The following is a 14,253-nucleotide window of genomic DNA, read 5'->3' as shown; positions in this document are numbered from 1 at the left end:
CTCCATTTCCCCTGGCTCTCATCCCGACGCTCACCAAGCACGGGTAGAGCGCGGGGCTTCCCGCCGAGAAGCTAAATTTGCTTCCCCTACCACGTTGAAGTCGTTTAAATCAAGCGCACTTGAACTCGGTTTTGCGTATCTAATTCGTTACCAATTCATTCCTCTTTCACGGAGAAGGTTTCTAACCGCCCCTGAATTGAAGCCGTAGGGGGTGCAATCCCCAGAGTATGCCACCCCTTAAACCCGCCTAAGAACCAGATAAGCGGTTGAGAATTTCTGGATTGTACAGTCGCAGATAATTCCAGTAGTTCTCAAACACATTAATCACGTAGCCTTTCGTTTCCGGGAAAGGAATCTGTTCGACGAACTCATCGGGATCCGTTAGGCCAAACTCATCCACCCACTCAGCCACCTTACCCGGACCGGCGTTGTAACTTGCCACCGCCAACATCGAGTTATTTTTGTACTGTCGGTGGGTAAAACTGAGAAACCAACTGCCGAGCCTGATATTGTCATTTGGATTATCCAGATCGTACTCCTTGAGACCGATACTATCCGCGACCCATTCCCCGGTTTCTGGCATCACCTGCATTAACCCCACCGCACCGACCACGGAACGAATTTTAGGCATAAAACGGGACTCTTGGCGAATTAATGCGGTCACGAGGAGTGGATTGAGTTCATTAGCGCGAGACCACTTGAGAATCGGATCGAGATAAGGGAAGGGATAAAGGGCTTCCCAGTAATGAGGTTTTTGCTCGATCGCCTTATATTCGGCTCGTTCTTCCGGGGTATCGCGCCATGCCAAACTCGAGACCATAAACAGAGCATCGAGATTATCCCCAACGCCGAGTCGGATCAAACCATCGGTAAACTGTTCGGCCACTGTGGGATCCATGCGATTGGTAAATTCCACTTGCCACAGACGCCAGGCATCTTGATCTTGAGCGAGTTGGTAAAGTTCTTTTAACTGTTCCGAACCGGCAGGAACTTCAACTCGTTCCGTTTGTCGCACCACTTCCGGGTTGAGATCGCGCACCGAGGTAAAGTCGCCCACATCCCAGCCGAGATGGACCGCCGAGCGCCAAGCATAGTACGAGTCGGTATCATTGTACAGCACGTCCTCAAACACAGCGCGGGCTTGTTTGTCTTGTTCCAGACGCTTTGCCCACAGGCCGGCCCAAAAGCCTGCTTCGGCAGCCAAATCGCTATCCGGGTTTTCCTCGCGCAGTTGTAAAGCCCATTTTTTTGCTTCTTCAAAATCCTTAATCGTGGCGCTTTGCTGGGCTAAGCTCCAGCGTAGTTTGGCCGCCGCCTCGGAATCGCTATACTCACTCAAGATGGCTTGACGCGCTTCTTCGGCAGAACTTTTGCTACCCAGTTCGTCGAGGAGTTCGGCGCGTTCGAAGAGAGCCTCGGGGGCGCGTTCGGGAAAGCGTTCGAGCACTTCCTCGATATAGGGAGCCGCTTCTTTCGGTTCCAGGAGTCGGATCAATCGCAACAGACCCAAGCCGGTTTGTTCGCTATCGGGAAAGTCGAAATTGAGACGTTTGTAGGCTGCGATCGCTCCTGTTTTATCCCCAGAAACCTGACGTCCCCGGGCCACACGGTAAGCGCTCTGAGCGGTCCAAGGCGCGCGGGCGTAGGCTTGAGCACCTTTGCCGTACTCTTGCTTTTCCCAATAGCCAAAGGCGATCGCTTCCCAGTTTTCCTGAGTGAGGCGCGATTCATGTTTCTCTATCAAGGTTTCCAAGTAAGACTGGTAATTTTCCAGGTAAATGCCATGTTTGGCGATCGGCAAGAGTAATTCCAAGTCGTCTGGGTTGTCTTTCAGGAGAGTTTGGGCAATTTCCACACTGCGCGGATGAGCGGGAAAACGAGCGATCGCTTCATCCCAATATTTTGGCTCGCTTTTGCCCAAGGCATATAACGCTTCCGCCGCCACGGGGGAGTCAGGATACTCATCGAGCAATGCTTGCCAGGTGTCGCGAGCTTTCTCGGGATTTCCCTTAACTTCGTAGGCGCGGGCCGTTGTCTTCAAAACGTAGGGAGCGAGAATAGAATAGTCGTTTTCCAGGTTTTCCAGCCACTGGAGGGCTTCATCTGCTTTCCCGGCTTCGAGCAAATCCTGAGCTAACAGATAACGAGCCTGAACGCGATCGGGTTTTTTGTCTCCTTTAGCAAGGCGTTTGAGTTCGGCTTCTCGTTCCTCGGGTTTGAGCAGTGCCAAAGGCTTCACTGCCGACTTGGATGCCATCAGCCCATCTATTTTCAGGACTTTCGGCGTTTGCTCGGCCAATTCGAGCCATGTTTTGATCGGCACTGCAGCACCGATTAACATGACAAACAGCGCGATTCCCACAGCTACAGAAACTTTATTGGATCTTTGCTTTTTCGTAAACATCACGTTTCCCCGTCCCAGACCAGCAACAGATTAATTGTAGTTTTTTTAATGTTTATTTGTCCGAGGAGCTAACAGCCCCACGCAGTTAGAGCGATCGCCCTCAAACAGGTCCGCGAAGATTCCTTCGTCCTACGATCGCCGACAGAGTACCCAGCGTAATTCTACTGGCGGAGTTTGGGCGAAAGGAAAAATATTGCGTCCCGTGGCCCAACCCGCAAACCAAGCGGTGGGGGGCCATGCCTCGGGAGGCAGATGCAGGCGTTCGTATTCATACACCGACTCATCGGAGATAATTTCCCAAGGCAAACCTGCCATTGCTTCGGCGAGTTCATCCCGCGTCATCAGATAGCTCCAGACCACTTCTGCCATTTGGCGCACTTGTTCGGGGGGGTGGTACCCTTCTACGGTTAGGAACGCATTAAACAACAGGAATCCGCCCGGTTGCACTGCGTTGCTCAGTTTTGTCAGCAGCTTGGAGACGCTATCGCGATCGCGGAAATGAGAAATCACTTCCGAAACCACGGCAAGTTTATAGGAACCGGGAGTTAATTTCAGTTTTGGATTGAGAATATTACCTTGGATAATCCGGACGGGCAACTGATGGGTTTGTGCCTCGGAAAACATTTTTTGCGCGAACACGGGGGTAAGTTCTACTGCATCCACCGGGTGGCCTTTTCTGGCCAAGGGAAAGGTATTGCGACCGGTGCCCGCACCCACATCCAGAATCGGCGATCGCGCTGGATCCCTCAGTGTGGCCGCCACATCGAGCAGTTTTGCATCGGCATGGCTGCCAAACAATGGGCCGGTGCGATGTTTGACCCAGCCATTGTATTTCTCCTCGAGGGAGGATATCTCCACCGTGGCGTTGACTTGCAGTCCACTGGTTAACCCCTGGGTGGGGGAGGGCGGACCGTATTTGAAGATTAAGCGGGCGTGGGGAGACGCTTGAAATCCTGCACTCAGTTTGCTGGCGAAGTTTTGCCGCAAAGCCTGAATTTCTTCTGGGGTGAGGTTTTGGCCCAGCGCGCTGAGAACCCCGAGTGCAAGTTGTATGTGTTCCTCGAGCATTTCGGGAATGCAGGGCATGACAATCTGTCCGGTGGCACCGGTCAGACTCTTAAACTTTTTCCGCAAAATTTGCTCTAAAACCGTGGGATCCCGGACAACCGGATCCGGCTTGGCGTCAGGCAGGGGGGTCTGTGCCGCAGGGAAATTGGCAGGAGTCTGCGGTGAAGGATAGGTAGGTTGCTCAAAGGCTTCCGAAACCAAGGCTCATTCTCCAATTCGTTCTAAGAATCCAGGGTATAGCAGTTTGGATGGGAATGAAGCGAGCGATCGCGCCACAAAGATTGGGGGCCAAAGGGGCGATCGCAAAAAAGCGGTTTAAGCGAGATGGAAACCCCCATCTTTTACCGATAGCAGATTACCATAGCATAACCCGCGATCGCCCGAGGCAGGAGGTGGCTGCTGGGGGAACTGAGGAAATGCAAAGATTGCGGATGTCCGCTAACCTGAGAAGAATGTCAATCTCGATCCATACTGATAGTGTTGCGATTTGTTACTCATTCAGGTAGAACGAGGAATGGAATTTAAAGGAACGGATACGCCCCGTTTGGAATGGTCTGGCGATGCCCTAGCGGTGGGTTTGTTTGAAGATGCGGTGGAAATCTCTGGAGAGTTGGCGAAGCTGGATGAAAAGCTCTCCGGCACCCTGAAGGAACTGATTGAGGAAGCCGAGTTTAAGGGCAAAGAAGGCAGCAGTGCGGTGACTCGGGTAGGGCCTGGCGCGATCCGCAAAATTATTGTGGTGGGTTTGGGTAAACCCGAGGCGCTGAAACTCGAGACTTTCAGACTGGCTGCTGCCGCCGCCGCCCGCTTGGCGAAGAAGGAAAAGTGCAAAATCCTCGCCATTGACCTACCTACTTACAATGATGCCCCGGATGCTACGGCAGAGGCGATTGTGGAAGGGGTTGAGTTAGCTTTGTTTAAGGATAATCGCTTTAAGTCCGAGCCGGAAGACACTGGACCTGGGGTCGAACGAGTGGAGTTGCTGGGTCTGGCGGGTCAGGAGGCGGCAATTTCTCGCGCTCAGCTCCTTTGTAGTGGGGTAAATTTGGCCCGGGAACTGGTGGCGGCCCCTGCGAATAGCGTGACGCCCCTAACGATGGCGGATATGGCGAAGGAGTTAGCTTCGCAATACGGTCTGGAATTGGAAATTCTGGAGAAGGAAGATTGCGAAAAACTCGGGATGGGCGCGTTTTTGGGGGTGGCGCAAGCGTCGAATATGCCGCCGAAGTTTATCCATATGACTTACAAGCCCCAGGGGACGCCCCGTCGGAAACTGGCGATCGTGGGTAAGGGTCTGACGTTTGACTCGGGGGGTCTGAATTTGAAACCCTCGGGTAGCGGCATCGAAACGATGAAGATGGATATGGGCGGATCGGCGACTGCGTTTGGGGCGGCTAAAGCGATCGCCCAATTGAAGCCGGATGTGGAGGTTCATTTCATCGCCGCCGTTACGGAAAATATGATCGGCGGTAATGCAATGCACCCGGGGGATATCCTGACGGCTTCTAATGGGAAAACGATTGAGGTGAATAATACGGATGCTGAAGGTCGCTTAACTCTCGCGGATGCTTTGGTATTTACGGAAAAGTTGGGGGTGGATGCGATTGTGGATCTCGCTACCCTCACTGGGGCTTGTGTGGTGGCCCTCGGTGATGATATTGCCGGCTTGTGGAGTCCGGATGATGCGATCGCTGATGAACTGTTGAAAGCTGCGGAAAGAGCCGGTGAAAAATTCTGGCGGATGCCTTTGGAAGAACCTTATTTTGAAGGATTGAAATCTCTGCACGCGGATATGAAAAACACCGGTCCTCGTGCGGGTGGCTCTATTACGGCGACCCTCTTCCTCAAGCAATTCGTTGAGAATACTCCTTGGATCCACTTAGATATTGCCGGACCGGTTTGGACCGATAAAGACAAAGGCTACAACAGTGCAGGTGCTACTGGCTTCGGGGTTCGCACTTTGGTTCGCTGGGCGTTAGTATAATTCTCTGGGAGAAAAAGCTGGGCGCGCCCAGCTTTTTCTCCGATTTTATATACCTTTCTCACTCAATCCCTTCAAACAAAGAAATGCGATCGCCATTCTCTCTCCCTTCCACCGAGAGGGGCGATCGCATTTCTATTTTACTGATTCATGCTTCAGCCAGTTGACAGTTCGCTCTTTTTATTTCTCCTTTCCCTGGCCGATCGCCCTTCAGGAGACAGGCGATCGGATCGGGGTTTTCCCTTTCATATTCTACCTTAAGGGGTACGATGCAAATCAGTTTTTCCTTCTGGAGAAAGGCGACAGGTTTCCCTCAAGTCTTATTACTTAAGCAAGGAGGAATATCAGCGATATCAACCGTTGCCAATTTGGCAGAACAAGCCGGGACTAACTGCCTATCGTTTGAGTTTTATCCCGATAAAAACCTTCCAGCCCATTTTGGCAAATGGTTTGAAAAGAGCCAATTTCTCCCCCACCGCAAACCCCTCACAAATATACCGTGAGCGATCGCCTTGGCTTCCAGGGACGATGGCAGTTTGCCCATCCCCAGCGCTTTTCCCCTGCCCGATGTGGAGGAGCTGCTCCCGGCAGTAAAATCAGCGTGGGGGGAAGTGCGGCAGAAAACTCCCCCATCTGCTTGGCGCTGAATCTTGTCACACAGGAGACATTTTTATCGACCATTAGATGAATATTTTGCATTTCTCTACCGAGAGAGGGATGGATGCGATTGTCCTCTTTCTACTGGTATTAATTTATAAAAAATCAGATAATTTTTTTTGAAGAAAATTTAAAGTTGCGAGAAAATCCGTAAAAACACTGGGCAAATTTCCAAAAGTATGTAAAAGTGAACGAAAGGCAATCCAATTGCCTGCAAAATTACGGATATAAAGTAATTGTTTACACCATTTCCCACACCGTAGAAGATCCATTCACTTTGCCCTGTGGGAAAGCCACCTCACCCTCGAATAATCGGAACATTGCCGGAGCTATGGCTTCGGGACGGACTGTGAATCGAGGGGGAAATAGACTGAGAGGCTAGCTCGCAATCTCTAACAGAGCGTGGGATACATAATTAGGCAAACAAGTGCTTTCAATCTCTAAATTTAATGCCAAATAAAAGTTGTTATCAGGGAATGCAAATGAAATTCATCAAAACAGTATGGGGTTTAACACTGGTTGGGTTTATGCTGCCCGGGATCGCCCCGGCACAGGCAGGCTCGCCGAACGATGGGAGGGCACTTCAGCCTTCCCAAGATCGGCTCAAGCTCGTGGATAAACGCAAGAATGCCCTGACCCGGGGGATTAACCTCAGCCATTGGTTTGCCCAACACGACCACTATCATCCGACTCATATGGAAAACTTCATCACCGATGAAGACTTCGATCGCATCGAGGAGTTAGGATTCCAACACGTGCGGCTGCCCGTGGATCCAGAACTGCTCCTAGATGAGAGCAATCCAGAAACCCTCGATGGCCCATATCTCGAATATTTAGATGGGGCGCTCGATGAGTTGCACGATCGCAACATCAGCGCGATCGTGGATCTGCAAGCGCAAGACAGCATGAAAGACCGACTGGTAAACGATGATGCCTTTGTGGATACCTATACCCAATTTGCGGGGGCACTCGCCGAACACCTCAGTCCCCGGGATCCGAATAAGTTGTTTCTGGAAGGACTCAACGAGCCATCCTTCAACTTTTTTGCGCCAGAAGATGTAGATCCCGTGAAACGCTGGGATTGGGTACAGAAGCAAATGCTCGAGGAAATGCGAGCCGGCGCGCCCAATCATACCTTGATTGCTACCACCTATGATTGGAGCGGAATTGATAGTTTAGAAACCCTGACTCCCGTAGAAGATCCGAATGTGGTGTATAACTTTCACTTCTACGAACCCATGAGCGTCACCCATCAGGGAGCGGATTGGATCGATGATGAATTTGCCGAGATCGCCAATTTACCCTATCCTTTCAATCGCGCCGAGTGCGACGCAGTAATCGACAGCCTCAGCGAGGGCAACGCCTTGGAACGAGCGCAACGGTATTGCGATGGCGAGTGGGACGCACAGATAATTGACGCGCGAATTGCCAAAGCTGCCGATTGGGCAACGAAACACGACGTGCGGCTGACTGCCAATGAATTTGGGGTATATCGTAATTTTATCGACCCTGAAGACCGCGCTCGCTGGATCGGCGATACGCGCTCGGCCCTGGAAAAATACGATATTGGATGGGCAATGTGGGATTATACCGGCGGATTCGGTGTAATGGATAAAACCGAAGATGGAGAACGGATCGTGAACCAGGCGATCGTGGAAGCGTTAGGATTGCCTGGGTTAGACGAAGAGATGGAAACCGAGGCACCCGCTCCTACAGAGAAAGCCACAGAAAACCCGGAACCAGAGCAACCCGCTACTACAGATAAAACTACAGAGGATAGGAAAAATCAAGACCCAGTTGAGGAACTGGAGTTCAACCCGGTGGTTGCCAAGGTAGAAAATAACGATACTGAGGAGAAAACCGAGTCCGGTGAGACATCAGAGGGAGAAAGAACCACCCCTCAAGAGCCGACGATAAATGCGAACGTCATTCCCCCAGGGTTCTCGAAGGCAGAGGAAAGGGAGACGCCGCGCAAGGTACCCGAACCTTCTGCGATCGCTTCCTTAGCTTTTTTCGCGGTGGGGACTGGGGCGCTCAAACGGCAGCACGATCGACGCTGTTAAACTTGACCTGAAGGGAAGGCGATCGCCACCGAATTTGCCAGAAGGTGACAACGCTTACCAGGGGATAGCGCAGGGCTGGTGCGAGAAAAAAGACAAAAAAAGGGAGTGGCGATCGCCCACCCCCAATTTTGGGACCACTAGGGTGAAAAACCACCACCCTATTGCCTAGAGATTACGCCAACACAATATAATCCGAATCGATCGCGGCCATTCGTTCGGCATCCACCAAAGCCTGATACACCATCGCGGCAACTTCGGCGCGGGTGGCTTCGCGAGTGGGTTCGAGATTTTCTTTCTGCGGATAGCTGACGATCAAGCTCTTGCTGGTTGCGGTGGCCACTTCATCCTTGGCATACTCGGGAATGGTCGCACTATCGGTAAACCGGGCCAAGTCGGTGGCATCGCCACCGGACAAGCCGAGTCCGTTCACCAGAGAAACCAGAACCTGAGCGCGCTGGATATTCTCGTTCGGCTTAAAGGTATTGTCGGGATAACCGGAAACAAACCCGCCCTTGTATGCCGTTTGCACCGCCACATAGCCCCAGAAATCTTCTGGCAAGTCGCTGAAGGTTGCCGCTTCGCGTGTGGCTTCTGGGTTGAACGCTTTCGTCAGTAAAGCGGCGTACTCGGCGCGAGTCATGTTAGCATCCGGCTTAAAGGTGCCATCGGGATGACCGCTAATCAGCCCTTCATTGTATAGCGAAACCACGAATTTCTCGGCCCAGTGACCGGCCAAGTCGCTGAAGGGGGAGTTAGAAGTGTCTTCCGCGACCACAATGTTGGGGGAATCCACAGCGATCGCCTCTCCCATCGCCACCAAGGCTTGATAGATCGACCCTGCCACTTCAGCGCGGCTGATCTCGCGCATCGGGTTGAGTTCGTCCAGGTTCGGATAGTTGACCACCATACCTTGTTGCGTAGCGGTAGCCACTTCATCGGTGGCATAGCTCGGGATTTGGGCGCGATCGCTGTAATACCCTAAACTTGCCACATCGCCGCCACTCAGTTGCAGCCCATTCACCAAGGACACCAACGCCTGCACGCGGGTTAGTTTATCGTTAGGACGGAAGGTACCATCGGGGAAGCCGGCAATAAAGCCCATGCGGTTCGCCTTGATAATCGCATCCGTGGCCCAGAAATCTGCCGCCACATCGGAAAACTCAGTGGCTTCGCGCACATACGCCTTGTCGAACGCTTTGGCAATAATCGCCGCATATTGAGCGCGAGTCAGGGAATCATCCGGCTTAAACGTACCATCGGGGAAACCGCTGATGAATCCTTTATCCACCATTGCGTTAATAAAGGAAGCACCCCAGTGATCCGCCACGTCAGTGAGTTCGGTGGGCTGTTCCGGAGTTTCGTCCGGAGTTTCGTCCGGCGTTTCGTCCGGAGTTTCGTCCGGCGTTTCGTCCGGCGTTTCGTCCGGCGTCGGAGTGGGAACCTCACTGGTGAGAAACTCCACTTCCCCTTTCACCTTCGTGGGGGACAGTTCATTTCCCACACTGATAATTTTCTTGGAACTGGCATTTTGCAGGTCGTACCGACCGTTGTCGCGCACGATATTTTCTGCCGGATCTTCGCTGCTGCCCATATCCGGGAGGGCGTTTTGCGTCACCACAATGCCATCGGACTCATTTTTTTCGATGATATTTTTGCGAAGTACCGGTCGCGCTTCCTCGGTAATCACGACGCCAGAGCGGTTCTCGAAGATTTTGTTTTCGATCGCCAAGGGTGCGGATTGCTTGCCCAGGTTGAGGGCATAGCCGGTTTTTTGAAAGACATTGCCCCGGATTTCGCCTTTCGCTGTGGCCACAAAGGAGACACCATTACCGGCGTTTTGGAAGAAGACGTTATTCACAATCATCGGTTTGGCGCTACCGCTGGCGAAGATGCCTTCGCGGGCCGAATTGGCCAGGGTGCTGTTGGCGATCGTGGCGGTGGTTGAATCGATCCACACGCCGGTGCCGCCCACTTGGCGGTTGGTGACGGTGACGCCGCGCAGTTCGGAACCTTCTTCCATATAGACGGTCATGTTTTGGCCGGCCCATACGGGAATAATTTTCTTTCCGCCGCCTTCGATCGCGATTTTTTCGCCTTTGCTGGCTTCGTCACCAACAAGTTTGACGCCTGCTGGGATAACCAGGGGAAACTGCTCGCCCGAACCTGCGTTATAATTGCCGGCAGAAAGTTTGATGGTGGTGCCGGATGTTGCTTTTTTCAGTGCTTCGGTCAGGGTTTTTAAGGGAGCCGTCTGGCTACCGGCAGCAGAATTGTCACCACTGGTTGGATTGACGTAAAGTGTAGCCATAATTGAAGTGTGTTTGAAGGTTTGCTAGAATTCAAAGCGGCGATTTGAGAGGATGTTTTTTGGATTGCCAAGGCATTGGATGAAGGGTGGTAGATGTGATGGCGATAGAAGTACCCGATAAAACCGCTCCCCACCTGTTGCCAAAATGCGCGATCGCGAGCTTTGTTTTTTAAACATCCTCATTTGCCGCATTTGTTTACACTCTACGTGCTAGAATCGGGGGGTTTGGGAGGCAAACGGTCACAAGTGAAATTGGCACAAAATTTGCGATCGCTGTTGCGCGTGAAAGATGCACTGCGTTACTCTCTAGGCATTCAATTCTAGGCAGATGAACAGTGGTGACACTCATCCGATTGTCACCAGAAGGGGGTATCCTGAATAAGATGCGAACCGTTTTCGTGGGGTGAAAGCAGCATGATTGAAGTGGAGCATTTGAGCAAAACCTATGGTTCGACCCCAGCAATTGAAGATGTCACCTTTACGGTAGAACCCGGGGAAATTCTCGGGTTTTTGGGGCCAAATGGGGCGGGGAAAACTACCACCATGCGAATTTTAGCCGGATACCTCCCCGCGAATCGCGGGACGGCGAAGATTGCCGGCTATGAGGTGCATGAAAATTCCCTCGCAGTACGACAGCGAATCGGCTATTTACCCGAGACGCCCCCGCTTTATCCGGAGATGACCGTGGAGGGATTCTTGCATTTCGTGGCGCGTTTGAAGCTGGTCAGTCCGGGCGATCGCGCCGCACAAGTGGATCGGGCGATCGAACGGTGCAATCTGAAGGAAAAACGCCATGTCTTGATTCGCAAACTCTCGAAGGGGTTTCGTCAGCGGGTGGGCCTGGCCCAAGCCCTGGTCCACGATCCGCCGGTGATTATTTTAGATGAACCCACCGTGGGTCTCGATCCGCGCCAAATTATCGACGTGCGGAATTTAATCAAGCGTCTCGCCGGAGACCATACCATTATTTTGTCCACCCATATTTTGCCCGAGGTGAGCATGACCTGTACTCGGGTGGCGATTATTAATGGCGGTCAAGTGGTGGCGACCGGTTCCCCGGAGGATTTGACGAGTCAACTCACCGGCGGATCCGCTTATGAATTGGAAGGGGCGCGGGACGAACAACCGGATACGGATCCGTTAATCGCGGCGTTATCCGCTTTGCCCAATTTGCGATCGGTGGAATTGCTGCGCGATGACAAGCTTCCGTCTCATCGATATAAGATCCGCGCGATCGCCGAACCGGGAACGGAACCCGGACCGGATATTGTCGGCGCTTTTGTCTCCACCGGGTTTTCTTTGCACGAAATGCGGCGAACTCGGGCAAATCTCGAGGATCTGTTCTTGCAACTAACCACGGAAGAACATCACCCGGCGTTACCCACACAGGAGGTGGCCTGGGACTCAGAGGGCGCTGAGTTACACTCTACCCCAGAACCCGTATTAGAGGCAGAAGAAATCTCGGAAGACGATCGGGCACACACTGCTGAAGGAGACGAATAAATGGGCATTATTTTCGCCAATGTGATGGCCATCTACCGCAAGGAATTACAGAGTTATTTTGTATCGCCACTGGCGTATGCGATCGCTGGCGTTTTTTGGCTGATTGCTGGCATTTTCTTGGTGGCGATGCTCCTCGGCCCTGAGGGCATCATTCAACAAGTGGCCATGATGGATGTGCAAGGACAACAAATGAATATCCCCATTCCCGCTATCGATGTTGCCTATCAATTCCTGCAAAATTTTTTGGCAATCATGGGCAATCTGTCTTTATTTGTGTTGCCGATTTTGTCGATGGGATTGTATGCCGAAGAACGCAAGCGCGGCACGTTGGAATTGCTGGCCACTTCGCCGATTACGAACTGGGCAGTGGCTACGGGGAAATTGTTGGGAGTGGTCACGTTTTTTATCGCGATGGTGTTGCCGTTATTGGCGTTAGAAGCCATTGCGTTAACTGCTTCCAATCCTCCCCTACCGCTTACCGTGCCCTTGCTCGGACATTTGGGATTGATCTTGCTCGGGGCCGCCGTGCTGTCTCTGGGCATGTTCGTTTCTTCTTTAACCGATAGCACGATTTTATCGGCAGTTTTGACGTTTTCTTTGGTATTATTTCTCTGGATTATCGATGTGGTGGCCAATAATGTGGGCGGGGTTCTCGGCGATGCTTTGGAGCATTTATCGTTACTGAAACATTACAGCACTCTGATTCGGGGACAACTGGATCCGAGCAGTTTGATTTTATTTGCCAGTTATGTGGTTTTAGGCATCTTTCTCACCGCCCAGTCGATTGATGCTTTGCGCTTCCAACGGAGTTAGAAATTCAGAATGGGGGAGGAGTCGGGAAGAACAATCCCCTCCCCCGCCGTGAATTCTTAATCGTGCATTCTCTTATCGCTTCTATTTGCAGATGAAAAGCCTGGAAGAAAAAACGCCAAAAACCTTGAAAAAATTGTTCAATTATGGTATATGGTTTGGCCTTGCCCTGACGATCGCCGGTTTCGTGGCGGGGTTCTTGTCGGGGTGGGATCCGATTTCGATTGGCGTGACGAGTGCCGGGGTTGCGATCGTCGGGTTGTGGCTTCTGTGGACGATCGCTACCCAGGAGGGAGTTTTCAACCCCCGTTCCGCCGAAGCGGGAACCAATGCGGCGATCGCCACTCTCTCGGCGATCGCGATTTTGGCGGCGATTAATTTTCTCGCCGTCACCTACACCGACCCCCTCGACCTCACGGAAAATCAACGCTTTAGCCTCGCCCCGCAAACTCAGCAGTTAGTGCGGAATTTGCCCAAACCGGTGAAGGTGGTGGTGTTCGATCGCACCCGCAATCCCGCCGATGTGGAATTACTGAAAAACTATCGCCGCCAAGCACCCCATCTGTTCGATTTTGAATATGTAGACCCGCAAAAACAACCCGCCCTGGCGCAACAGTTTGAAGTCAAAAGCTTTGGAGAAGTCTATTTGGCAAGTGCCGATGCAGAACGTCGCCAATTCGTCCAAGGAGCGAATCAAGGGGCGGGACTTTCGGAAGCCAAACTCACCAGCAGTTTGGAGCAGTTTACCAGCGATCGCACCTATCAAGTCTATTTTCTCCAAGGTCACGGGGAACGTCCTTTGGAAGAAGGTCGCGGGGCGATTTCCCAAGCGATCGCCACCTTAAACGAAACCAACTTCACCACCGAACCCCTAAACTTGGCCCGGGGTGCCGGTGTACCGGAAGATGCCTCGGTGGTGGTGGTAGCAGGTCCGCAACAACCCCTGTTTGAAGCGGAAGTCACCGCTTTGCAAGACTACCTCGATCGCGGCGGAAGTCTGTTGCTGATGCTCGATCCGGATACCAATCCCGGTTTGGATCCCCTCCTGGAAGCATGGGGCCTTCAATTGGACGACAGTATCGCGATCGATTCTTCCGGAAGTGGCGGATTACTCGGCTTAGGTCCGGCAACTCCATTAGTCACCAACTATGGCGATCACCCAATTGTCGAGGACTTTCGCGGCGGCTACTCCTTCTATCCCTTGGCCCGCCCCATTCAAACTCAAGCGGTAGAAGGCATCGAAAGCACCCCGTTATTACTCACCAGCGAGCAAAGTTGGGCGGAATCCACCCCCGAAAATGCAGAGTTGGAATTTAATCCGGAAAGCGATCGGGCCGGTCCTCTCACCTTGGGAGTCGCCCTCAACCGCACTCCCAGCAATCAGGAAGAACCCGCCGCCGAGGAAGAACCCGCCGCCGAGGAAGAACCCGCCGCCGAGGAAGAACCCGCCGCCGAGGAA

The 14,253-nt window shown here is 52.5% G+C and carries 9 protein-coding genes; 5 read left to right on the top strand and 4 right to left on the bottom strand.

Annotated elements, in window-relative coordinates:
- Window positions 1-247 precede the first annotated feature (247 nt).
- A complete protein-coding gene (locus tag LKK83_RS16965; RefSeq protein WP_324632425.1) occupies window positions 248-2,404 on the bottom strand; it encodes a lytic transglycosylase domain-containing protein in 2,157 nt (718 codons plus the stop codon).
- Window positions 2,405-2,533: 129 nt separating this feature from the next.
- Window positions 2,534-3,673 (bottom strand): class I SAM-dependent methyltransferase, encoded by a 1,140-nt coding sequence (locus LKK83_RS16960; protein ID WP_324632424.1) that lies wholly within the window; start codon window positions 3,671-3,673, stop codon window positions 2,534-2,536.
- 313 nt (window positions 3,674-3,986) lie between these two features.
- Between LKK83_RS16960 and LKK83_RS16955 the strand changes: the two genes are divergently transcribed.
- A complete protein-coding gene (locus tag LKK83_RS16955; RefSeq protein ID WP_324632423.1) occupies window positions 3,987-5,456 on the top strand; it encodes a leucyl aminopeptidase in 1,470 nt (489 codons plus the stop codon).
- A gap of 483 nt (window positions 5,457-5,939) precedes the next feature.
- Here LKK83_RS16955 and LKK83_RS16950 read toward each other — a convergent pair whose 3' ends face one another.
- Window positions 5,940-6,152, bottom strand: coding sequence for a hypothetical protein (locus tag LKK83_RS16950; RefSeq protein ID WP_324632422.1), 213 nt, complete (start codon window positions 6,150-6,152; stop codon window positions 5,940-5,942).
- A 440-nt stretch (window positions 6,153-6,592) separates the two neighbouring features.
- Here LKK83_RS16950 and LKK83_RS16945 point away from each other — a divergent pair, with 440 nt between their 5' ends.
- Window positions 6,593-8,173 carry a glycoside hydrolase family 5 protein gene (locus tag LKK83_RS16945; RefSeq protein WP_324632421.1) on the top strand — a complete coding sequence of 527 codons (1,581 nt, stop codon included), beginning with the start codon at window positions 6,593-6,595 and terminating at the stop codon, window positions 8,171-8,173.
- 172 nt (window positions 8,174-8,345) lie between these two features.
- On the opposite strand, the gene LKK83_RS16940 is transcribed toward LKK83_RS16945, so the two are convergent.
- The gene (locus tag LKK83_RS16940) at window positions 8,346-10,481 is read right to left on the bottom strand and encodes an S-layer homology domain-containing protein (RefSeq protein WP_324632420.1); all 2,136 of its coding nucleotides are present in this window, start codon (window positions 10,479-10,481) and stop codon (window positions 8,346-8,348) included.
- 414 nt (window positions 10,482-10,895) lie between these two features.
- Between LKK83_RS16940 and LKK83_RS16935 the strand changes: the two genes are divergently transcribed.
- From LKK83_RS16935 to LKK83_RS16925, 3 genes are all read left to right on the top strand, one after another.
- On the top strand, window positions 10,896-11,984 hold the full coding sequence (locus LKK83_RS16935) for an ABC transporter ATP-binding protein (protein ID WP_324632419.1): 1,089 nt from the start codon (window positions 10,896-10,898) through the stop codon (window positions 11,982-11,984).
- Window positions 11,985-12,797, top strand: coding sequence for an ABC transporter permease (locus LKK83_RS16930; protein ID WP_324632418.1), 813 nt, complete (start codon window positions 11,985-11,987; stop codon window positions 12,795-12,797).
- A 91-nt stretch (window positions 12,798-12,888) separates the two neighbouring features.
- The coding region (locus LKK83_RS16925; RefSeq protein WP_324632417.1) for a GldG family protein at window positions 12,889-14,253 on the top strand (1,365 nt) is incomplete at its 3' end.

The sequence above is a fragment of the Phormidium sp. CCY1219 genome, assembly GCF_035615515.1.
Lineage (GTDB): Bacteria > Cyanobacteriota > Cyanobacteriia > Cyanobacteriales > Laspinemataceae > CCY1219.
The sequence above is the reverse complement of the archived record's forward strand: the minus strand, read 5'-3'. Positions and strand labels throughout refer to the sequence as shown.

Bases quoted from the DNA above. Each gene is read 5' to 3' on its own strand.
- LKK83_RS16965 (WP_324632425.1), bottom strand. From the start codon at position 2,404: ATGTTTACGAAAAAGCAAAGATCCAATAAAGTTTCTGTAGCTGTGGGA.
- LKK83_RS16955 (WP_324632423.1), top strand. From the start codon at position 3,987: ATGGAATTTAAAGGAACGGATACGCCCCGTTTGGAATGGTCTGGCGAT.
- LKK83_RS16950 (WP_324632422.1), bottom strand. From the start codon at position 6,152: ATGCAAAATATTCATCTAATGGTCGATAAAAATGTCTCCTGTGTGACA.
- LKK83_RS16945 (WP_324632421.1), top strand. From the start codon at position 6,593: ATGAAATTCATCAAAACAGTATGGGGTTTAACACTGGTTGGGTTTATG.
- LKK83_RS16940 (WP_324632420.1), bottom strand. From the start codon at position 10,481: ATGGCTACACTTTACGTCAATCCAACCAGTGGTGACAATTCTGCTGCC.
- LKK83_RS16935 (WP_324632419.1), top strand. From the start codon at position 10,896: ATGATTGAAGTGGAGCATTTGAGCAAAACCTATGGTTCGACCCCAGCA.
- LKK83_RS16930 (WP_324632418.1), top strand. From the start codon at position 11,985: ATGGGCATTATTTTCGCCAATGTGATGGCCATCTACCGCAAGGAATTA.